At 50.1% G+C, this 22182-nt stretch carries 18 protein-coding genes and 1 pseudogene; 10 read left to right on the plus strand and 9 right to left on the minus strand.

The window, feature by feature from the left end; genetic code table 11:
- Positions 1 to 137: 137 nt before the first annotated feature.
- Both xylB and xylA read right to left on the minus strand, forming a co-directional pair.
- Positions 138 to 1592 carry a xylulokinase gene (gene xylB / locus OQV04_RS12000; protein ID WP_032281817.1) on the minus strand — a complete coding sequence of 485 codons (1455 nt, stop codon included), beginning with the start codon at positions 1590 to 1592 and terminating at the stop codon, positions 138 to 140.
- Positions 1593 to 1663: 71 nt separating this feature from the next.
- Positions 1664 to 2986, minus strand: a complete 1323-nt coding sequence (gene xylA, locus OQV04_RS12005) for a xylose isomerase (protein ID WP_001149592.1) — start codon at positions 2984 to 2986, stop codon at positions 1664 to 1666.
- A 365-nt stretch (positions 2987 to 3351) separates the two neighbouring features.
- On the opposite strand from xylA, the gene xylF reads away from it, so the two are divergent.
- From xylF to xylR, 4 genes are all read left to right on the plus strand, one after another.
- Positions 3352 to 4344 carry a D-xylose ABC transporter substrate-binding protein gene (xylF, locus tag OQV04_RS12010; RefSeq protein ID WP_032281819.1) on the plus strand — a complete coding sequence of 331 codons (993 nt, stop codon included), beginning with the start codon at positions 3352 to 3354 and terminating at the stop codon, positions 4342 to 4344.
- A 77-nt stretch (positions 4345 to 4421) separates the two neighbouring features.
- Positions 4422 to 5963, plus strand: coding sequence for a D-xylose ABC transporter ATP-binding protein (gene xylG / locus OQV04_RS12015; protein WP_001146509.1), 1542 nt, complete (start codon positions 4422 to 4424; stop codon positions 5961 to 5963).
- The gene (xylH, locus tag OQV04_RS12020; RefSeq protein ID WP_032281820.1) at positions 5941 to 7122 is read left to right on the plus strand and encodes a xylose ABC transporter permease XylH; all 1182 of its coding nucleotides are present in this window, start codon (positions 5941 to 5943) and stop codon (positions 7120 to 7122) included. The genes xylG and xylH overlap by 23 nt, the downstream gene beginning before the upstream one ends.
- Positions 7123 to 7199: 77 nt before the next feature.
- Entirely contained in the window at positions 7200 to 8378 is a 1179-nt protein-coding gene (xylR, locus tag OQV04_RS12025; protein ID WP_000494484.1) for a D-xylose utilization transcriptional activator XylR, read from the plus strand.
- Between the two features lie 107 nt (positions 8379 to 8485).
- On the opposite strand, the gene OQV04_RS12030 is transcribed toward xylR, so the two are convergent.
- A complete protein-coding gene (locus tag OQV04_RS12030; protein WP_001297957.1) occupies positions 8486 to 9310 on the minus strand; it encodes a protein bax in 825 nt (274 codons plus the stop codon).
- A 319-nt stretch (positions 9311 to 9629) separates the two neighbouring features.
- On the opposite strand from OQV04_RS12030, the gene malS reads away from it, so the two are divergent.
- The gene (gene malS / locus OQV04_RS12035) at positions 9630 to 11660 is read left to right on the plus strand and encodes an alpha-amylase (RefSeq protein ID WP_032281821.1); all 2031 of its coding nucleotides are present in this window, start codon (positions 9630 to 9632) and stop codon (positions 11658 to 11660) included.
- A 177-nt stretch (positions 11661 to 11837) separates the two neighbouring features.
- Positions 11838 to 13091 (plus strand): valine--pyruvate transaminase, encoded by a 1254-nt coding sequence (gene avtA, locus OQV04_RS12040; RefSeq protein ID WP_001614073.1) that lies wholly within the window; start codon positions 11838 to 11840, stop codon positions 13089 to 13091.
- Positions 13092 to 13241: 150 nt separating this feature from the next.
- Here the strand turns inward: avtA and OQV04_RS12045 are convergent, their stop codons facing one another.
- From OQV04_RS12045 to OQV04_RS12055, 3 genes and pseudogenes are all read right to left on the minus strand, one after another.
- Complete coding sequence (locus OQV04_RS12045; protein ID WP_032083849.1) at positions 13242 to 13715, minus strand: 4Fe-4S binding protein; 474 nt, start codon at positions 13713 to 13715, stop codon at positions 13242 to 13244.
- Between the two features lie 101 nt (positions 13716 to 13816).
- A pseudogene (locus tag OQV04_RS12050) lies at positions 13817 to 13957 on the minus strand (IclR family transcriptional regulator C-terminal domain-containing protein); the annotation flags it as partial.
- A 1-nt stretch (position 13958) separates the two neighbouring features.
- Positions 13959 to 14774, minus strand: coding sequence for an AraC family transcriptional regulator (locus tag OQV04_RS12055; protein WP_000891834.1), 816 nt, complete (start codon positions 14772 to 14774; stop codon positions 13959 to 13961).
- 225 nt (positions 14775 to 14999) lie between these two features.
- On the opposite strand from OQV04_RS12055, the gene OQV04_RS12060 reads away from it, so the two are divergent.
- Positions 15000 to 16400, plus strand: a complete 1401-nt coding sequence (locus OQV04_RS12060; protein WP_033815104.1) for an MFS transporter — start codon at positions 15000 to 15002, stop codon at positions 16398 to 16400.
- Positions 16401 to 16410: 10 nt separating this feature from the next.
- Positions 16411 to 18381, plus strand: coding sequence for a glycoside hydrolase family 127 protein (locus OQV04_RS12065; protein WP_001626245.1), 1971 nt, complete (start codon positions 16411 to 16413; stop codon positions 18379 to 18381).
- Between the two features lie 129 nt (positions 18382 to 18510).
- On the opposite strand, the gene OQV04_RS12070 is transcribed toward OQV04_RS12065, so the two are convergent.
- On the minus strand, positions 18511 to 19251 hold the full coding sequence (locus OQV04_RS12070; RefSeq protein ID WP_000906806.1) for a MipA/OmpV family protein: 741 nt from the start codon (positions 19249 to 19251) through the stop codon (positions 18511 to 18513).
- 123 nt (positions 19252 to 19374) lie between these two features.
- Between OQV04_RS12070 and OQV04_RS12075 the strand changes: the two genes are divergently transcribed.
- Positions 19375 to 20349, plus strand: a complete 975-nt coding sequence (locus OQV04_RS12075; protein WP_032281825.1) for a LysR family transcriptional regulator — start codon at positions 19375 to 19377, stop codon at positions 20347 to 20349.
- On the opposite strand, the gene OQV04_RS12080 is transcribed toward OQV04_RS12075, so the two are convergent.
- Together OQV04_RS12080 and OQV04_RS12085 are read right to left on the minus strand one after the other, a co-directional pair.
- Positions 20346 to 21482 carry an HlyD family secretion protein gene (locus OQV04_RS12080; RefSeq protein WP_032281826.1) on the minus strand — a complete coding sequence of 379 codons (1137 nt, stop codon included), beginning with the start codon at positions 21480 to 21482 and terminating at the stop codon, positions 20346 to 20348. The two genes, OQV04_RS12075 and OQV04_RS12080, sit on opposite strands and share 4 nt — an antisense overlap.
- A 5-nt stretch (positions 21483 to 21487) precedes the next feature.
- Positions 21488 to 21811 (minus strand): DUF3302 domain-containing protein, encoded by a 324-nt coding sequence (locus tag OQV04_RS12085; RefSeq protein ID WP_000478193.1) that lies wholly within the window; start codon positions 21809 to 21811, stop codon positions 21488 to 21490.
- Positions 21812 to 21993: 182 nt separating this feature from the next.
- On the opposite strand from OQV04_RS12085, the gene OQV04_RS12090 reads away from it, so the two are divergent.
- Entirely contained in the window at positions 21994 to 22137 is a 144-nt protein-coding gene (locus OQV04_RS12090; protein WP_152936587.1) for a hypothetical protein, read from the plus strand.
- Positions 22138 to 22182 lie beyond the last annotated feature (45 nt).

A 22182-nucleotide genomic window follows, 5' to 3' on the forward strand; every position in this document is an offset into this window, starting at 1 on the left:
GCTGATAGAAACAGAAGCCACTGGAGCACCTCAAAAACACCATCATACACTAAATCAGTAAGTTGGCAGCATCACCATTAATTACTGAGATATATAGATGTGAATTATCCCCCACCCGGTCAGGCAGGGGATAACGTTTACGCCATTAATGGCAGAAGTTGCTGATAGAGGCGACGGAACGTTTCTCGTCGTGGCTGATAAGCGGCATAACGCTGCGCATCTGGTAGATGCGACTGTTCTAACGGTAGCTGCGGCAACAACTCAATGAGCGATTTCTCTGGATTCGCCGCAATCTGCGCCAGCCTTGCTGCGCCCAGTGCTGGCCCCACATCCCCCCCCGTACGGTAATCGAGCTGCTGACCGCTGATATCCGCCAGCATCTGACGCCAGTACTCACTACGCGCCCCGCCACCAATCAACGTAACACTTTGCGGTTTAATGCCGCAGGCATGCACGACATCCATGCCATCTGCCAGCGCATAACCCACGCCTTCCAGCACTGCTCGCGCCAGTTCATTGGGGCCATGTTGATGAGTCAAACCAAAGAAAACCCCCTTCGCCTGGGGATTATTGTGTGGCGTACGCTCGCCGGAAAGATAAGGCAGAAACCAAACTGGCTCGGCACTTTCATCAGCCTGTTGAGCTGCAGCGATTAAAGCTGGGACATTGCTCAGGCCGGTTAATTTCGCGGCCCAATCCAGACATGACGCTGCACTCAGCATTACAGACATTAAATGCCAACGCTGCGGTAGCGCATGGCAAAAGCTGTGTACGGCGCTTTCTGGCTTGCTTAAAAACCCTTCGCTGACAGCAAAATAGACCCCCGACGTCCCCAGCGATAACATTGCCTGATTAGCATCAACCATTCCCACACCAACCGCACCAGCTGCATTGTCGCCACCGCCTGCGATAACTGGCACCGCCGCCATACCCCACGCTTTCGCAATTTCAGGTAACAAAGCACCAGTAATTTCGCTGCCTTCGTATAATGCGGGCATCTGGTCACGAGATAAGTCGCAAGCCTGCAGCATGACGTCACTCCAGTCACGCTTTGCGACATCCAGCCACATGGTGCCAGCTGCGTCAGACATATCGCTGGCAAACTCCCCCGTCATACGCAGACGCAAGTAATCTTTCGGTAATAATACTTTGTCGATTTGACGGAATATCTCCGGCTCATGCCGCTGGATCCATAGCAATTTAGGCGCAGTAAATCCGGGCATCATCAGATTGCCGGTAATCACTCGTGATTGCGGAACTCTCGCTTCCAGCAAAGTGCACTCTTGCGCACAGCGCCCGTCGTTCCACAAAATGGCAGGGCGCAATACCCGTTGTTGAGCATCCAGTAAGGTTGCTCCATGCATCTGGCCGGCAATACCCAATGCTTTAACGTCCTGCAGAGAATGCTGATCGCCCAGAGCTTTCATTGCGCGATCAGTTGCCTGCCACCACTGTTCCGGGTCTTGTTCCGACCAGAGTGGATGCGGGCGCGAAACGGTCAGCTTTTCCGTTTGCGAAGCAACCACCTCACCCTGCTCGTTAAGCAAAATAACTTTTACGCCCGAGGTGCCAAGATCTATCCCGATATACATATCGATCGTTCCTTAAAAAAATGCCCGGTATCGCTACCGATAACCGGGCCAACGGACTGCACAGTTAGCCGTTATTTGTCGAACAGATAATGATTTACCAGATTTTCCAGTTGCTCCTGGCGACCACTCTGATGCACCGGAGACAAATTATGTTCCTGAGCATATTTGGCTAAATCTGCCAGTGACATTTGGCCTTTCAGGATTTGCTGGCCTAATTCGCTATTCCAGCCGGAATAACGCTGCGCGATGCGTTTATCCAGCTCGCCATCTTCAATCATGCGCGCTGCAATTTTCAGCGCCAGTGCCATCGTATCCATCGCGCCGATATGACCGTAAAACAGATCATATTTATCAGTACTTTGACGACGTACTTTGGCATCGAAGTTCAGACCGCCGGTGGTGAAACCGCCTGCTTTGAGAATTTCATACATTACCAGCGCATTCTCTTCCACACTGTTCGGGAACTGATCGGTGTCCCAGCCCAGTTGAGCATCGCCACGGTTCGCGTCGACAGAACCAAACAGGCCAAGCGCAATGGCGGTGGCAATTTCATGATGGAAAGAGTGACCTGCCAGCGTCGCGTGGTTAGCTTCAATGTTCAGTTTAATCTCTTTTTCCAGACCAAACTGTTTCAGGAAGCCATAGACTGTCGCAGCATCGTAATCATATTGATGTTTAGTCGGTTCTTGCGGTTTCGGTTCGATAAGCAACGTGCCCTGGAAGCCGATTTTATGTTTATGCTCAACCACCATTTGCATAAAGCGGCCCAGTTGTTCACGCTCCTGACGCAAATCGGTATTTAACAGCGTTTCGTAACCTTCACGACCGCCCCACAGGACATAGTTTTCACCACCCAATTTATGGGTTGCTTCCATCGCTGTAACAACTTGCGTTGCCGCCCAGCTGAAGACTTCTGGATCTGGGTTCGTCGCCGCACCCGCGCCATAGCGAGGGTTTGTAAAGCAGTTAGCGGTTCCCCACAGCAGCTTCACGCCGCTCTCTTCTTGCTTGCCTGCCAGGACATCAACCATTTGCGCAAAATTATTGATGTACTCTTTTAACGACGCGCCCTCAGGGGAAACATCCACATCGTGGAAGCAATAAAATGGCACATGTAACTTGTGGAAAAACTCAAATGCGACATCTGCTTTACGCTTCGCCAACGCCAGTGCCTCACCAGGCTGCTGCCACGGACGATTAAACGCCCCCACACCAAACATATCCGCCCCGTTCCAGCAGAAGGTGTGCCAGTAGCAGGCGGCAAATCGCAAGTGCTCTTCCATACGCTTGCCCAACACCAGTTCGTCGGGATTGTAGTGACGGAATGCTAACGGGTTTGAGGATTTTGAGCCTTCATAACGAACGCGATCGAGCTGGTCAAAATAGGCTTGCATATTGAACTCCATAATCAGGTAATGCCGCGGGTGATGGATGATGTCGTAATATTGGGCACTCCCTTTCAGTTGCTCAATTATGTTATTTCACACTGCTATTGAGATAATTCACAAGTGTGCGCTCGCTCGCAAAATAAAATGGAATGATGAAACTGGGTAATTCCTCGAAGATAAAAATGCAATAAGTACAATTGCGCAACAAAAGTAAGATCTCGGTCATAAATCAAGAAATAAACCAAAAATCGTAATCGAAAGATAAAAATCTGTAATTGTTTTCCCCTGTTTAGTTGCTAAAAATTGGTTACGTTTATCGCGGTGATTGTTACTTATTAAAGCTGTCCTCTAACTACAGAAGGCCCTACACCATGAAAATAAAGAACATTCTACTCACCCTTTGCACCTCACTCCTGCTTACCAACGTTGCTGCACACGCCAAAGAAGTCAAAATAGGTATGGCGATTGATGATCTCCGTCTTGAACGCTGGCAAAAAGATCGAGATATCTTTGTGAAAAAGGCAGAATCTCTCGGCGCGAAAGTATTTGTACAGTCTGCAAATGGCAATGAAGAAACACAAATGTCGCAGATTGAAAACATGATAAACCGGGGTGTCGATGTTCTTGTCATTATTCCGTATAACGGTCAGGTATTAAGTAACGTTGTAAAAGAAGCCAAACAAGAAGGCATTAAAGTATTAGCTTACGACCGTATGATTAACGATGCGGATATCGATTTTTATATTTCTTTCGATAACGAAAAAGTCGGTGAACTGCAGGCAAAAGCCCTGGTCGATATTGTTCCACAAGGTAATTACTTCCTGATGGGCGGCTCGCCGGTAGATAACAACGCCAAGCTGTTCCGCGCCGGACAAATGAAAGTGTTAAAACCTTACGTTGATTCCGGAAAAATTAAAGTCGTTGGTGACCAATGGGTTGATGGCTGGTTACCGGAAAACGCATTGAAAATTATGGAAAACGCGCTAACCGCCAATAATAACAAAATTGATGCTGTAGTTGCCTCAAACGATGCCACCGCAGGTGGGGCAATTCAGGCATTAAGCGCGCAAGGTTTATCAGGGAAAGTAGCAATTTCTGGCCAGGATGCGGATCTCACAGGTATTAAACGTATTGCTGCCGGTACGCAAACTATGACGGTATATAAACCTATTACATTGCTGGCAAATACTGCCGCAGAAATTGCCGTTGAATTGGGCAATGGTCAGGAGCCAAAAGCAGATACCTCACTGAATAATGGCCTGAAAGATGTCCCCTCCCGCCTCCTGACACCGATCGATGTGAATAAAAACAACATCAAAGATACGGTAATTAAAGACGGATTCCACAAAGAGAGCGAGCTGTAAGCGTTACGCCCCAGCGCGGAGCGGGGGCGTGATTTCTCTCCATGCCGCGTGAATGAATTGGCTTAGGTGGAGTCGTTATGCCTTATCTACTTGAAATGAAGAACATTACCAAAACCTTCGGCAGTGTGAAGGCGATTGATAACGTCAGCTTGCGGTTGAATGCTGGCGAAATCGTCTCACTCTGTGGGGAAAATGGGTCTGGTAAATCAACTCTGATGAAAGTGCTGTGTGGTATTTATCCCCATGGCTCCTACGAAGGCGAAATTATTTTTGCGGGAGAAGAGATTCAGGCGAGTCACATCCGCGATACCGAACGCAAAGGTATCGCCATCATTCACCAGGAATTGGCCCTGGTGAAAGAATTGACCGTGCTGGAAAATATCTTCCTGGGTAACGAAATAACCCACAATGGCATTATGGATTATGACCTGATGACGCTACGCTGTCAGAAGCTGCTCGCACAGGTCAGTTTATCCATTTCACCTGATACCCGCGTTGGCGATTTAGGGCTTGGGCAACAACAACTGGTTGAAATTGCCAAGGCACTTAATAAACAGGTGCGCTTGTTAATTCTCGATGAACCGACAGCCTCATTAACTGAGCAGGAAACGTCGGTTTTACTGGATATTATTCGCGATCTACAACAGCACGGTATCGCCTGTATTTATATTTCGCACAAACTCAACGAAGTCAAAGCGATTTCCGATACGATTTGCGTTATTCGCGACGGACAGCACATTGGTACGCGTGATGCTGCCGGAATGAGTGAAGACGATATTATCACCATGATGGTCGGGCGAGAGTTAACCGCGCTTTACCCTAATGAACCACATACCACCGGAGATGAAATATTACGTATTGAACATCTGACGGCATGGCATCCGGTTAATCGTCATATTAAACGAGTTAATGATGTCTCGTTTTCCCTGAAACGTGGCGAAATACTGGGTATTGCCGGACTCGTTGGTGCCGGACGTACCGAGACCATTCAGTGCCTGTTTGGTGTGTGGCCCGGACAATGGGAAGGAAAAATTTATATTGATGGCAAACAGGTAGATATTCGTAACTGTCAGCAAGCCATCGCCCAGGGGATTGCGATGGTCCCCGAAGACAGAAAGCGCGACGGCATCGTTCCGGTAATGGCGGTTGGTAAAAATATTACCCTCGCCGCACTCAATAAATTTACCGGTGGCATTAGCCAGCTTGATGACGCGGCAGAGCAAAAATGTATTCTGGAATCAATCCAGCAACTCAAAGTTAAAACGTCGTCCCCCGACCTTGCTATTGGACGTTTGAGCGGCGGCAATCAGCAAAAAGCGATCCTCGCTCGCTGTCTGTTACTTAACCCGCGCATTCTCATTCTTGATGAACCCACCAGGGGTATCGATATTGGCGCGAAATACGAGATCTACAAATTAATTAACCAACTCGTCCAGCAGGGTATTGCCGTTATTGTCATCTCTTCCGAATTACCTGAAGTGCTCGGCCTTAGCGATCGTGTACTGGTGATGCATGAAGGGAAACTAAAAGCCAACCTGATAAATCATAACCTGACTCAGGAGCAGGTGATGGAAGCCGCATTGAGGAGCGAACATCATGTCGAAAAGCAATCCGTCTGAAGTGAAATTGGCCGTACCGACATCCGGTGGCTTCTCCGGGCTGAAATCACTGAATTTGCAGGTCTTCGTGATGATTGCAGCTATCATCGCAATCATGCTGTTCTTTACCTGGACCACCGATGGTGCCTACTTAAGCGCCCGTAACATCTCCAACCTGTTACGCCAGACCGCGATTACCGGCATCCTCGCGGTAGGAATGGTGTTCGTCATAATTTCTGCTGAAATCGACCTTTCCGTCGGCTCAATGATGGGGCTGTTAGGTGGCGTCGCGGCGATTTGTGACGTCTGGCTAGGCTGGCCTTTACCACTTACCATCATTGTGACGCTGGTTCTGGGACTGCTTCTCGGTGCCTGGAACGGATGGTGGGTCGCGTACCGCAAAGTCCCTTCATTTATTGTCACTCTCGCGGGCATGTTGGCATTTCGCGGCATACTCATTGGCATCACCAACGGCACAACTGTATCCCCCACCAGCGCCGCGATGTCACAAATTGGGCAAAGCTATCTCCCCGCCAGCACCGGCTTCATCATTGGCGCGCTTGGCTTAATGGCTTTTGTTGGCTGGCAATGGCGCGGAAGAATGCGCCGTCAGGCTTTGGGTTTGCAGTCTCCGGCCTCTACCGCAGTAGTCGGTCGCCAGGCTTTAACCGCTATCATCGTATTAGGCGCAATCTGGCTGTTGAATGATTACCGTGGCGTTCCCACTCCTGTTCTGCTGCTGACGTTGCTGTTACTCGGCGGAATGTTTATGGCAACGCGGACAGCATTTGGACGACGCATTTATGCCATCGGCGGCAATCTGGAAGCAGCACGTCTCTCCGGGATTAACGTTGAACGCACCAAACTTGCCGTGTTCGCTATTAACGGATTAATGGTAGCCATCGCCGGATTAATCCTCAGTTCTCGACTTGGCGCTGGTTCACCTTCTGCGGGGAATATCGCCGAGCTGGACGCAATTGCAGCATGCGTGATTGGCGGCACCAGTCTGGCAGGCGGCGTCGGGAGCGTGGCTGGAGCGGTAATGGGGGCATTCATCATGGCTTCACTGGATAACGGTATGAGTATGATGGATGTACCGACCTTCTGGCAGTATATCGTTAAAGGTGCGATTCTGTTGCTGGCAGTATGGATGGACTCCGCAACCAAACGCCGTTCTTGATTTTGATAAAAATTTTCTCAAAGCCGGTAACGTATTACCGGTTTTGAGTTTTTGCATGATTCAGCAGGAAAAGAACCATGTTTACTAAACGTCACCGCATCACGTTACTGTTCAATGCCAATAAAGCCTATGACCGGCAGGTAGTAGAAGGCGTAGGGGAATATTTACAGGCGTCACAATCGGAATGGGATATTTTCATTGAAGAAGATTTCCGCGCCCGCATTGATAAAATCAAGGACTGGTTAGGAGATGGCGTCATTGCCGACTTCGACGACAAACAGATCGAGCAAGCGCTGGCTGATGTCGACGTCCCCATTGTTGGGGTTGGCGGCTCGTATCACCTTGCAGAAAGTTACCCACCCGTTCATTACATTGCCACCGATAACTATGCGCTGGTTGAAAGCGCATTTTTGCATTTAAAAGAGAAAGGCGTTAACCGCTTTGCTTTTTATGGTCTTCCGGAATCAAGCGGCAAACGTTGGGCCACTGAACGCGAATATGCATTTCGTCAGCTTGTCGCCGAAGAAAAGTATCGCGGAGTGGTTTATCAGGGGTTAGAAACCGCACCAGAGAACTGGCAACACGCGCAAAATCGGCTGGCAGACTGGCTACAAACGCTGCCACCGCAAACCGGGATTATTGCCGTTACTGACGCCCGGGCGCGGCATATTCTGCAAGTATGTGAACATCTACACATTCCCGTACCGGAAAAATTATGCGTGATTGGCATCGATAACGAAGAACTGACCCGCTATCTGTCGCGTGTCGCCCTTTCTTCGGTCGCTCAGGGCGCGCGGCAAATGGGCTATCAGGCGGCAAAACTGTTGCATCGATTATTAGATAAAGAAGAAATGCCGCTACAGCGGATTTTGGTCCCTCCAGTTCGCGTCATTGAACGGCGCTCAACAGATTACCGTTCGCTGACCGATCCCGCCGTTATTCAGGCCATGCATTACATTCGTAATCACGCCTGTAAAGGGATTAAAGTGGATCAGGTACTCGATGCGGTCGGGATCTCGCGCTCCAATCTTGAGAAGCGTTTTAAAGAAGAGGTGGGTGAAACCATCCATGCCATGATTCATGCCGAGAAGCTGGAGAAAGCGCGCAGTCTGCTGATTTCAACCACCTTGTCGATCAATGAGATATCGCAAATGTGCGGTTATCCATCGCTGCAATATTTCTACTCTGTTTTTAAAAAAGCATATGACACGACGCCAAAAGAGTATCGCGATGTAAATAGCGAGGTCATGTTGTAGCGATGATGAGAATTGTCGGCGTCGCATCAGGTAACTCAGCACAACCACCTGATGCGATCAAAAGCCTTATCCGACCGACAATTCGGATAAGGCTCGAGGAAATACAATTACATATGCGCCGCGATTAACCGTTGGTTATCCTGGTACATTGCGAACAGGTAGTTGTTATAACTCTTCCCTTTGGTCGAGTAGCCCTTCAGCTTGTGAATCATCGCTGTGGCAGTCACTTCCTGATCCGCTTTACGCAGCTGTGCACGCGATTTACGGAACGAAGAGTAAGCCGGATGCGTATTGAGGTTAGTGACATAGGCGCTCACCGATTCTTTGACAGAACTAAACTGTGAGTACCCTTTCACTTTACCTGGCGCATTGGTACAACGTCCTTTCATGCATTTCATGCCGAACAGGTTGTTGTTGTTGCGCGCCAACTTCGACGTTCCCCAACCGCTTTCTGCTGCAGCCATCGTCGCCACCATACTGGTGGGGATAATGTCTACGCGTTCAAGCAAGGTATTCCACGGGATTTTTCGCGTATTACCAGACCACTTCACCTTGTAGCGTTTGGCGATGTCTTTCAGACGCGCACGCTCAGCAGGTGACCATTGGCCCTGATACTGTTTTGAAATCAGCCAGTTACGTTCTGCAGTAATGGCTGCATTTTGGCTGGTAATGTAAGGCATTACGGTCCGGAGAAACGCCTTTTTCCTTGGTGTTCCGGAAGGGTATTTTCGCAAATCAGGAAGTGAACTACTCTTTGCACTATTGCGAGAATACTCTTGTTTACTGCTTACCTGTTTATTACTAGCTTTAGTTAAGTGGGACTTTTGACTCGCTGTTGTTGTGTGCGTCTTCGCTAACACCTCACTCGAAAACACCAGAGTGAGTAACATAAGAATCATCGCCCCATATCGTCGTATGGGAGTCAAAATCATCAGGTCTCCTGGTCGGATTTAATCATTCCAACACCTTATATTTTTCACAAATTTGAGAGTTGAATCTCAAATCATATCAAAAATAGCTGTCAAGAGCACCCCAAGGAATAGTCCAAATCTGAAACTATGTCACGTGTTAACGATTCAGATTGGCGCTAAATCGCAGAAAATGTGGGGTTTATCGCAAAATTCAGCCGTTTTTTGCGCGAGATCGCTCACCCTTGCTTCTCATCCTGTGGACTTACCGCTCAGGGATGAGTTTTGTTTGGCTTATCGCTGGCAAACTGTCTGAAATCGCAGCAATAAGGACTCATCCGCCATGAAACTCGCCGCCTGTTTTCTGACACTCCTTCCTGGCTTCGCCGTTGCCGCCAGCTGGACTTCTCCGGGGTTCCCTGCCTTTAGTGAACAGGGAACGGGAACATTTGTCAGCCACGCGCAGTTGCCCAAAGGTACGCGTCCACTAACGCTAAATTTTGACCAACAGTGCTGGCAGCCTGCGGATGCGATAAAACTCAATCAGATGCTTTCCCTGCAACCTTGTAGCAACACGCCGCCTCAATGGCGATTGTTCAGGGACGGCGAATATACGCTGCAAATAGACACCCGCTCCGGTACGCCAACATTGATGATTTCCATCCAGAACGCCGCCGAACCGGTAGCAAGCCAGGTCCGTGTATGCCCGAAATGGGATGGATTACCGCTCACGCTGGATGTCAGCGCCACTTTTCCGGAAGGAGCCGCCGTACGGGATTATTACAGCCAGCAAATTGCGATAGTGAAGAACGGTCAAATAACGTTACAACCCGCTGCCACCAGCAACGGTTTACTCCTGCTGGAACGGGCAGAAACTGACACATCCGCCCCTTTCGACTGGCATAACGCCACGGTTTACTTTGTGCTGACAGATCGTTTCGAAAACGGCGATCCCAGTAATGACCAGAGTTACGGACGTCATAAAGACGGTATGGCGGAAATTGGCACTTTTCACGGCGGCGATTTACGCGGCCTGACCAACAAACTGGATTATCTCCAGCAGCTGGGCGTCAATGCTTTGTGGATAAGCGCCCCATTTGAGCAAATTCACGGCTGGGTCGGCGGCGGTACAAAAGGTGATTTCCCGCATTATGCCTACCACGGTTATTACACACAGGACTGGACGAATCTTGATGCCAATATGGGCAGCGAAGCCGATCTACGGACGCTGGTTGATAGCGCGCATCAGCGCGGTATTCGTATTCTCTTTGATGTCGTGATGAACCACACTGGCTATGCCACGCTGGCGGATATGCAGGAGTATCAGTTTGGCGCGTTATATCTTTCTGGTGACGAGCTGAAAAAAACGCTGGGTGAACGCTGGAGTGACTGGAAACCTGCCGCCGGGCAAACCTGGCATAGCTTTAACGATTACATTAATTTCAGCGACAAAACAGGCTGGGATAAATGGTGGGGAAAAAACTGGATCAGAACGGATATCGGCGATTACGACAATCCTGGATTTGACGATCTCACTATGTCGCTGGCCTTTTTGCCGGATATCAAAACCGAATCAACGACCGCTTCTGGTCTGCCGGTGTTCTATAAAAACAAAACGGATACCCACGCTAAAGTCATCGACGGCTTTACCCCTCGCGATTACTTAACCCACTGGTTAAGTCAGTGGGTCCGCGACTATGGGATTGATGGTTTTCGGGTCGATACCGCCAAACATGTTGAGTTGCCCGCCTGGCAGCAACTGAAAACCGAAGCCAGCGCCGCGCTTCGCGAATGGAAAAAAGCTAACCCCGACAAAGCATTAGATGACAAACCTTTCTGGATGACCGGTGAAGCCTGGGGCCACGGCGTGATGCAAAGTGACTACTATCGCCACGGCTTCGATGCGATGATCAATTTCGATTATCAGGAGCAGGCGGCGAAAGCAGTCGATTGTCTGGCGCAGATGGATACGACCTGGCAGCAAATGGCGGAGAAATTGCAGGGTTTCAACGTGTTGAGCTACCTCTCGTCGCATGATACCCGCCTGTTCCGTGAAGGGGGCGACAAAGCAGCAGAGTTATTACTATTAGCGCCAGGCGCGGTACAAATCTTTTATGGTGATGAATCCTCGCGTCCGTTCGGTCCTACAGGTTCTGATCCGCTGCAAGGTACACGTTCGGATATGAACTGGCAGGATGTTAGCGGTAAATCTGCCACCAGCGTCGCGCACTGGCAGAAAATCAGCCAGTTCCGCGCCCGTCATCCCGCAATTGGCGCGGGCAAACAAACGACACTTTCGCTGAAGCAGGGCTACGGCTTTGTTCGTGAGCATGGCGACGATAAAGTGCTGGTCATCTGGGCTGGGCAACAGTGACTTTTCCGGCTTCCCGTTCGTCAGTACCTCGGGAAGCCGCCAACCAGGATAAAATGTCAGCCCTAATCAGCGTTGCAGGATAAAGCACCACTCACTCTTCAACAGACCGATTTGCACCCCAGCAAATGTAGCGTTATTGTTACCTTCCTTGCTACAGAGTTCGACAGATATCCCGCTATGACATTCTCCCTTTTTGGTGACAAATTTACCCGCCACTCCGGCATTACGCTGCTGATGGAAGATCTGAACGACGGTTTACGCACGCCTGGCGCGATTATGCTCGGCGGCGGTAATCCGGCGCAGATCCCGGAAATGCAGGACTACTTCCAGACGCTACTGACCGACATGCTGGAAAGTGGCAAAGCGACTGATGCACTGTGCAATTACGACGGTCCACAGGGGAAAACGGAGCTACTCACACTGCTTGCCGGAATGCTGCACGAGAAGTTGGGTTGGGATATCGAACCACAGAATATTGCACTAACAAACGGCAGCCAGAGCGCGTTTTTCTACTTATTTAATCTATTTGCCGGACGCCGTGCCGATGGTCGGGTCAAAAAAGTGCTGTTCCCGCTGGCACCGGAATACATTGGCTACGCTGACGCCGGACTGGAAGAAGATCTGTTTGTCTCTGCGCGTCCGAATATTGAACTGCTGCCTGAAGGCCAGTTTAAATACCACGTCGATTTTGAGCATCTGCATATTGGCGAAGAAACCGGGATGATTTGCGTCTCCCGGCCGACGAATCCAACAGGCAATGTGATTACTGACGAAGAGTTGCTGAAGCTTGACGCGCTGGCGAATCAACACGGCATTCCGCTGGTGATTGATAACGCTTATGGCGTCCCGTTCCCGGGTATCATCTTCAGTGAAGCGCGCCCGCTATGGAATCCGAATATCGTGCTGTGCATGAGTCTTTCCAAGCTGGGTCTACCTGGCTCCCGCTGCGGCATTATCATCGCCAATGAAAAAATCATCACCGCCATCACCAATATGAACGGCATTATCAGCCTGGCACCTGGCGGTATTGGTCCGGCGATGATGTGTGAAATGATTAAGCGTAACGATCTGCTGCGCCTGTCTGAAACAGTCATCAAACCGTTTTACTACCAGCGTGTTCAGGAAACTATCGCCATCATTCGCCGCTATTTACCGGAAGATCGCTGCCTGATTCATAAACCGGAAGGAGCCATTTTCCTCTGGCTATGGTTTAAGGATTTGCCCATTACGACCGAGCAGCTCTATCAGCGCCTGAAAGCACGCGGCGTGCTGATGGTGCCGGGGCACAACTTCTTCCCAGGGCTGGATAAACCGTGGCCGCATACGCATCAATGTATGCGCATGAACTACGTACCAGAGCCGGAGAAAATTGAGGCGGGGGTGAAGATTCTGGCGGAAGAGATAGAAAGAGCCTGGGCTGAAAGTCACTAAAAATTGCCTGATGCGCTACGCTTATCAGGCCTACATGATTTCTGCAATATATTGAATTTGGAAGAATTTGTAGGCCGGATAAGGCGTTTACGCCGCATCTGGCATAAACAAAGCGCACTATTCCGGCGTTTAGAAACGCTGGAAAACGTTTCAAACAGGCTGCTGCCGTAGCCGATGCCGCTGCACTTTCTCGACATCCATGCACTGCAACGCCTTTGTCGGGCAGGCTTCAACACAGGCCGGTCCCGTCGCCCGATGCCAGCACAGATCGCACTTAATCGCCCTCGCCTTTTTGCGCGAAGAAACGACCTCCATCGCACCAAACGGGCAAGCCAGCATACAGCTTTTACAGCCAATGCAACGTGTTTGTTCAACGAAAATATGCCCATGTTCGCGGCTTATCGCGTCAACAGGGCAGACATTCGCGCACGGTGCATCTTCACACTGATGACAGGCTACTGCCGTGGTCCAGCTGTGGTCTTTAATGACACGAATACGGGAAATAAACTCGTCTGGTGACAACGCAGCGCAATCCTGATTCTCCTGATGCGACACTGCGCAAGCCACTTCACAGGTACGGCAACCGATACATTTCGTCGCATCCGCAATAATAAACCGGTTCATGATCACTCCTTTGCACTAAAACAGCAGAGTGCCAGAGAGCGCGTCCCTACTGCTTTGATCCAACGAAGGAAATGTTAAAGTTTTGGCACTTGTCCAAAGCGTTATGTGATCGCGCCCAGGTCATCCCTGACAGTAAATCCCAGTTCATTAGAAATAGCCTGCGCGGTTTCACGCAGTGGTTTCAGGAGATTTTTCTCCCCCACCTGTTTCAGACGTGATGTCGAAAGCGAAATCGACACGGCACTACGAATTGATATGTTCCTTGCTGTAACGCCGCTTCCACGCTGCTGGCGTTAAACCGGTGTGTTTGCGAAAAATCTGCCGGAAATAGCCAACGTCATTAAACCCGCACAACGCCGCCACTTCCGTGAGCGATCGCGCTTCGCTAATTAACAGCTTTTCGGCTTCGCGCACCCGCTGGCGATGGATTGCTTCTGTTAACGTCAGATGAAACACCCGCCGGTAGACGCGCCCAAGATAATCGGCATTGCAGTACAGCTCGCGGGCCAGAAGCGCCGTAGAAAGCGGGCGATGATATTGCGTGCGGATCAGTTTCTGCGCTTTCCAGGCAAGGGTGGTGCCTGCGCCATCGGCCTGTTCATCAAGACGCGCGTCACGGGTGAGCTGCTGCAAAATGAGCAGCACAATAAACTCCAGCGCCGGAGTGCGTTGATGCTTTTCCTGTTCGCTTAAGAACTGGCGAAACAGGGCCACCAGCGCCTGCGGATCGACAACCTTCGTTTGTTGCGGCACGCTAAGATGAGTAAGCCAGCGAGGGTCGTTGTCCGGCGCTTTAACCTCAAAATGCAGCCAGTAAAATTTGAGATCGGCGGGAAAATCCTCCACCCCAACATGTTGTCGGTTCGGCCAGAGTAATAAACTCTCTCCCGCATCGACCAGAAATATCCGTTCTTCTTCCTGAATCGTTAATCGACCTTTTTCGACAAAGATAATTTCCCATGACTCCAGCCGCCTTGCAGGATGCCTCCCTACGCCACGGGAAATAAATAATCCACCATTTTGCACTTTAATCGGTAACGTCATGGATAATTCGAGCATTGATATGTAATTTCCCGCTTATTCATTAATGATTAAACACATTACCTTTTGATTATTAATCAAAAACATTAATTTCACCTGATCTATTTCACACTTTTAAATTCAGGTCGGAATCGTCACCTTTTTTTACTCTTTTCTCGCCTTGTTGATATTCCCGTTCACGGCAGAATTAATCAGGTCATTTCAATAAAACTAAAAATTGCTCCCTATTCACGAGGAATATCTATGACCTCTACACCGATTACTACCGCTGATATCGCTAAAGGTAAAATTGACGATGCGTTATCTGTACGGGAAAAAATAGGCTACGGCCTGGGTGACGCAGGCGGCACCGTAATAACTTGCCTGATCATGAATTTTCTCACCTTTTTCTACACCGACGTTTTTGGATTAACTCCGGCGCTGGTTGGCACGCTGTTTATTGCACTGCGCGTGTTTGATGCCATCTCCGACCCGGTGATGGGCGTCATTGCCGACCGGACGCAAAGTCGCTGGGGGCGCTTTCGTCCGTGGCAGCTATGGATTGCCATTCCCATCGGCATTATCGGCATCCTGACGTTCACCGTGCCAGATGCCAGCATGGGAGTAAAAATCGCCTGGGCGTTCGGTACTTACCTGCTCCTTTCAGTCGGTTATACCGCCATCAACGTACCGTACTGCGCGCTGATCAACACCATGACCACCCGCCACAATGAAGTGATCTCCTGCCAGTCCTGGCGATTCGTTCTCTGTGGCGTAGCGGGATTTCTGGTTTCGGTAGGCTTACCGTGGATGGTAGATCTCTTCGGTCAGGGTAATGCCGCGCGCGGCTATCAATTGGGCGTCGGCGTGCTGTGCGCCATTGCCGTGGTGATGTTCCTGTGCTGTTTTTTCTGGGTTCGTGAACGGGTGCCACTCTCCACAATGGGGAAATTTACCCTGCGCGAACATCTTGCCGGGCTGCGGAACAACGACCAACTGCTGCTGATGCTGGTCATGTCTTTCCTGCTGATTAACGTCTTTAACATTCGCGGCGGTGGGTATATGTACTTCATTACCTACGTCTTACAAGGCAGTACGGGCTACACGTCGCTGTTCTTCACCATGGTCACCTTCGCCTCCATTATCGGCTCGGTGATTGTCAGCCCGTTAACGCGGCGTTTCGATACCGTCAAAATTTACTACTACACCAACCTGCTCCTCGCTGCGCTGGCAGTGTTGATGTGGTTCCTGCCCTCCGGCCCGGCTTATCAAACGCTGTGGCTGGCGGTGATCCTCGGTAATGGCGTAATTCTTGGCTTCACATTGCCACTGCACTTCTCATTGATGGCCTTTGCCGATGACTACGGCGAGTGGAAAACCCGCGTACGTTCTTCCGGCATGAACTTCGCCTTCAATCTGTTTTTCATCAAGCTGGCCTGGGCCTCCAGCGCCGGGATCATCAGCCTGCTGTTTATTTTTGTCGCCTACCAGCCTGGCGTGGAAAACCAGACCGCCAGTTCGCTTGGCGGGATCGCGGCGATGGAAACATTACTGCCTGCGCTATTCCACCTGCTGCTGGCAGGGGCGATCCGCTTTTGCAAACTCAATCATCCTATGATGTCACGCATAGCTACCGACCTGCGTCAGCGTCATGTACAGCCTTAAGGAGCACAAGATGAACATTTCGGAAGTCGATCTGCATAAACTGACGGTCAGCGATCCGTTCCTCGGTCAGTACCAACAACTGGTCCGCGACGTGGTGATTCCTTATCAGTGGGATGCTTTGAACGATCGTATCCCAGAAGCGGAACCCAGCCATGCGATTGAAAACTTTCGCATTGCCGCCGGACTTCAGGAGGGTGAATTTTACGGGATGGTGTTTCAGGACAGCGACGTCGCCAAATGGCTAGAAGCAGTAGCCTGGTCGCTGTGCCAGAAGCCGGACGCCGAACTGGAAAAAACCGCCGACGAGGTGATTGAACTGGTCGCCTCCGCCCAGTGCGAAGACGGCTATCTCAATACTTACTTTACGGTAAAAGCACCCGAAGAACGCTGGAGCAATCTGGCGGAGTGTCATGAACTTTACTGCGCAGGTCATCTGATTGAAGCCGGAGTCGCCTTCTTCCAGGCCACGGGAAAACGGCGCTTGCTGGGGGTCGTTTGCCGCCTGGCCGATCATATCGACAGCGTATTTGGTCCAGATGAAAGTAAGTTACACGGTTATCCTGGTCACCCGGAAATTGAACTGGCACTAATGCGCCTGTATGAAGTGACTGAAGAGCCGCGCTACCTGGCGCTGACGAACTATTTTGTCGAACAGCGTGGTGCGCAACCGCACTATTACGACCAGGAATATGAAAAGCGCGGGCAGACATCGCACTGGCACACCTACGGCCCGGCATGGATGGTGAAAGACAAAGCCTACAGCCAGGCACATTTGCCCCTTGCGCAACAGCAAACCGCCATCGGTCACGCGGTACGTTTTGTCTATCTGATGACCGGCGTCGCGCATCTCGCGCGTTTAAGTCACGATGACAGCAAGCGTCAGGACTGCCTGCGGCTGTGGAACAATATGGCCCAGCGTCAGTTATATATTACCGGCGGCATTGGCTCGCAAAGCAGCGGCGAAGCGTTCACTAGCGATTACGATCTGCCGAATGACACGGTATACGCTGAAAGTTGCGCCTCCATCGGCCTGATGATGTTTGCCCGACGAATGCTGGAAATGGAAGGCGACAGTCAATATGCCGATGTGATGGAGCGCGCACTGTACAACACCGTGCTCGGCGGCATGGCGCTGGATGGCAAACATTTCTTCTATGTGAATCCGCTGGAAGTACATCCAAAATCGCTGAAATTCAACCATATCTACGATCACGTTAAACCGATCCGCCAGCGTTGGTTTGGCTGCGCTTGTTGTCCGCCAAATATCGCCCGCGTGCTGACCTCGATTGGTCATTATCTCTACACGCCGCGTGAAGATGCGTTGTATATCAACATATACGCAGGAAACAGCATGGAAGTGCCGGTAGAAAATGGCACGCTGCGCCTGCGGGTTAGCGGGAACTATCCGTGGCAGGAGCAGGTGACGATTGCGGTTGAATCGCCCCAGCCGGTACGTCATACGCTGGCTTTACGTCTGCCGGACTGGTGCACACAGCCGCAGATCATATTGAATGGGGAAGAGGTCGAGCAGGATATTCGTAAAGGGTATTTGCACATTACCCGCGAATGGCAGGAGGGCGATACGCTGAATCTGACTTTGCCGATGCCGGTACGCCGCGTTTACGGTAACCCGCTGGTGCGTCACGTCGCCGGAAAAGTGGCGATTCAGCGCGGCCCGCTGGTGTATTGCCTGGAACAGGCCGACAACGGCGAGTCACTGCATAATCTGTGGCTGCCCACCGATGCGCCATTTACGACATTTGAAGGCAAGGGATTGTTTAGCCATAAGATCTTAATCCAGGCACCGGGTTACCGGTATGAACAGAGCAATCCAGAGCAGCAACCGCTGTGGCATTACGACAGCGCGCCAGCCAAACGCCAGACGCAAACTCTGACCTTTATCCCATGGTTTAGCTGGGCCAACCGGGGTGAAGGCGAAATGCGGATCTGGGTGAATGAGGAAAAGCATTGCCATCCGTAGGTTGGATAAGGCACTCGCGCCGCATCCAACGTAAGGAGCACATTGCCTGATGCGACGCTTAACACGTCTTATCAGGCATACAAGTCGGTGCGAGAGCGTAGGCCAGCCGCACCGACATCCACCGGTGAATTAAAAACGCCAGCTCACGCCGGTGACAAAGGTAAAACTCTCATTACGATCAATCATCGGGCTGTCGGTAATCTCTTCCGGCAGCTCGCTGTATCCGGCGCTCGCCATCAATACGACGTGCTCTCCTATCGGGTATTTTGCCGTCAGGCTGACATAGGGCACCCAGGCATCCTGCGCGGAATAACTTGCCAGACCGCTACGACGGGACTCACTCTCTGAAATGCCATAGTAATAGTCACTGAAATTCTCGTCATAATAGAGAACGCCCAGCGCAGGTGTCAGCGACAGACGACCTATCTGCATTTTGTGGAATACCGATAGCTCCCCCACCCAGCCGTTGCTGTTATCCAGAACGTCCGCAGCTGCAGAGGCTTTCACGGTTCCCCAACGCTCGTGGTGATACCAGGCAACCCCCGCCATAGCCGTACTATCACGCTTATCAAGCTGTTGCATGGCATAATCGTCATTATCGGCAGGGTCAAATTCCAGCGGCATCCAGGATGCGGTCAGGCTAAGTTCATTTTTTTCACTTTGCGACAGAATAAAACCTAACGTGGTCTGACGAACATAAAAAGAATCACCTTCATAACTAATCAGGGGAATTGCCTTTGTATTTTCATTATAACCGCGATAAGGCGATTCATTATAAGCCGCACCAGCACCAATGGATAATTCAGAAGCAGTTGCGCTTGCCATAAAAGGCAACGCAAATAACGCTACAATATTGCGGTTAATTAACATGTCCGGTATTCCATTTTAAAATAAGATAAAAAAGAGTCGGCATAGTAATGCTTACAATTTCTCCGGTGCAAGATTCATATTTATATAGTAATATATAAAATTATATATAATTGGGCTGTTGCGATGACAAAATTACAACTTAAGTACCGGGAGTTAAAAATTATCTCGGTAATCGCTGCCAGTGAAAATATCAGCCATGCTGCGACTGTACTTGGCATCGCACAGGCCAACGTCAGCAAATACCTTGCTGATTTTGAATCAAAAGTGGGTTTAAAAGTCTTTGACCGAACCACCCGGCAGCTGATGCTCACACCTTTTGGTACCGCGCTGTTACCGTACATCAACGACATGCTGGACAGAAACGAGCAGCTTAATAATTTTATTGCAGATTATAAGCATGAGAAACGTGGTCGGGTCACCATCTACGCCCCAACCGGCATAATTACCTATTTATCCAAACATGTAATCGATAAAATTAAAGATATCGGTGATATAACCTTATCGCTAAAAACCTGCAATCTTGAGCGTAATGCCTTTTATGAAGGCGTCGAATTTCCTGATGATTGTGATGTTTTAATCAGCTACGCTCCACCAAAAGATGAATCGCTGGTTGCCAGTTTTATTACACAATATGCCGTAACCGCTTATGCCAGCCAGCGCTATCTTGAGAAACATCCTATTAGCCGTCCTGACGAACTCGAACATCACTCCTGTATTTTGATCGACTCGATGATGATCGACGACGCGAATATCTGGCGCTTCAACGTCGCCGGGAGTAAAGAGGTGCGGGATTATCGCGTGAAGGGAAATTACGTTTGCGACAACACGCAATCTGCGCTGGAGCTGGCACGAAATCACCTGGGGATTGTGTTTGCGCCAGACAAAAGTGTGCAGAGAGATCTGCAAGACGGCACGCTGGTGCCCTGCTTTCAGCACCCGTATGAATGGTGGCTGGATCTGGTGGCTATCTTCCGTAAACGGGAATACCAGCCCTGGCGGGTCCAGTATGTGCTGGATGAAATGCTGCGTGAAATTCGCCACCAGCTTGCTCAGTCGCAGCAACTGCGGCCTGAACAAGCGGCGGAAAGCGAAGATTAATGATCGAGATAAAGGTAATGCACCCAGCTGGTCATGCGTAATAACACTTTGCGCATCACCGAGACATGGCTGAAATGATCAGAGTAGACCGCCACCTGGGCGTAAATACCGTCTGGTAAAGCGCTCAAATCAGTGTGCTCATTCAGTTCAATGGTCGCGATAACGCCATCTGAACCCGGCGCTGTGTTTAACGTCTGTAAGGTGCCGGTCGACTGATAAGCTCCGCCGGGAACGGCTGGACTAATGGCTGCCAGCTTACCGCTGAATACCTTACCTGGCAGAGCATTAAACACCACTTCCGCATCGTCGCCAGGGGCCAGTCGCAGCAAGGAGTTCTGACGGAACTGCGCCACAATTTGTCGTTTCTGATCGGGTATAAACACCATCACCGGACGTAGCGGCAGCGACGCGGCATAGGTACCCGGACGAATCAGTACCTGGGTCACATAACCATCGCTCGGCGCACGCACTATCGTCTGCTCAAGGTTATATTTTGCTTCCGCGAGCTGCGCTTTCAGGCTGGCGATTTGAGAATGTTCACCCAACACCAGGCTATCCAGCTGGCTCTGGATCTGTTTTTGTTCCGCCGCCGATGACTTCACGGAGGCTTCCTGCGCCAGATAATTTTGCCGCGCCACATCGATATCGCGTTCTGAAAACGGGTTTACTTTCGCCTGGCTGCCGCGTGCGTAACGCTGATACTCTTTAGCGAATTTATCCCGCGTGGCCTTTGCCTGCTGAGTATTCGCCGCCATCTCATCTAACTCTGCGCCCAACGCCCGCTGTTTATGTTCTGCGGTAACGATATCCGCCATCAGCCGATCCACCTGCGCCTGATAACGCGTCGGGTCCAGTCGAAATAGCACCTCACCTTTTTTAATTAGCGTATTTTTCTTGTCCGTCACTTCGATCACCACGCCTGTCACCTGCGGGACAACAGGAATAGAAATAACCGCTTTTTGCGCTTTAAAGGTATACGGATGGTTATAGTTCATTAACAGAATTAAACCGCTGACAATAAATATTCCACCCAGGGCCGCGGTGGGAATGGTCCATTTATTTACAGGAATTTTGAAGATCTTAAACATTGCCCATGCGAAAGCCACATAGGTCAAAATAATCAGTAAATCCATAAGTATTACTCGGCAGAAGAGGATTTGATGTCAGCGAGCTGTTTCTCCAGCCCAGCAATACGCTGTTGTAGTTGCACAACGGAGGAGTCATGGTTTTGCATTCCCCATCCCCGCTCCGGGCGGTAAAGCGTGGCCCAAATCCACAAAAATGGCCAGATAACATGCAGCGTAAAAAGACTCACCCAACCAGCAACATGAATGGCGTCGGCATGAGGATGATTACGTTTTTTAGCAATCAGGTAGGGAATATCATGTAAAATAATAATCCCATAGAATATCACCAGAAATACAAAAATAAGCACTCCCAGTGCAAAATAGTCCAGGAACATATTTCCCTCAGAGAATATAAAAAAGAACAATTAACACATATTATGAAATGCCATGATGCAGTGCAATTTCCTTATTTATATAACGACATATTATTTTTTATATACTTTCTGAAGTGTGCTGCGTGGCTTTTCAACAGGTCGAGGTTTATCATATTGAAATAATGGAACTATTGGCCAAATTTATGATTAAAAACCGTAAAACATCCACAATGCAGATTAAGCGTATTAAACCTTCAATAATCTACCGTTTATTGCTGATTGTCCTCGGAATACCAATGGTGATTTACGGTCTGGTTTGCCCGCTCACCATCGAAACGCGAGATTAAACTCCTGGCAAAACACACCCCAGAAACGCACTTTTGTTGGCGTAG

Origin of the sequence: Escherichia sp. Lx600-2, assembly GCF_036662595.1 — a bacterium.
GTDB lineage: Bacteria > Pseudomonadota > Gammaproteobacteria > Enterobacterales > Enterobacteriaceae > Escherichia > Escherichia coli.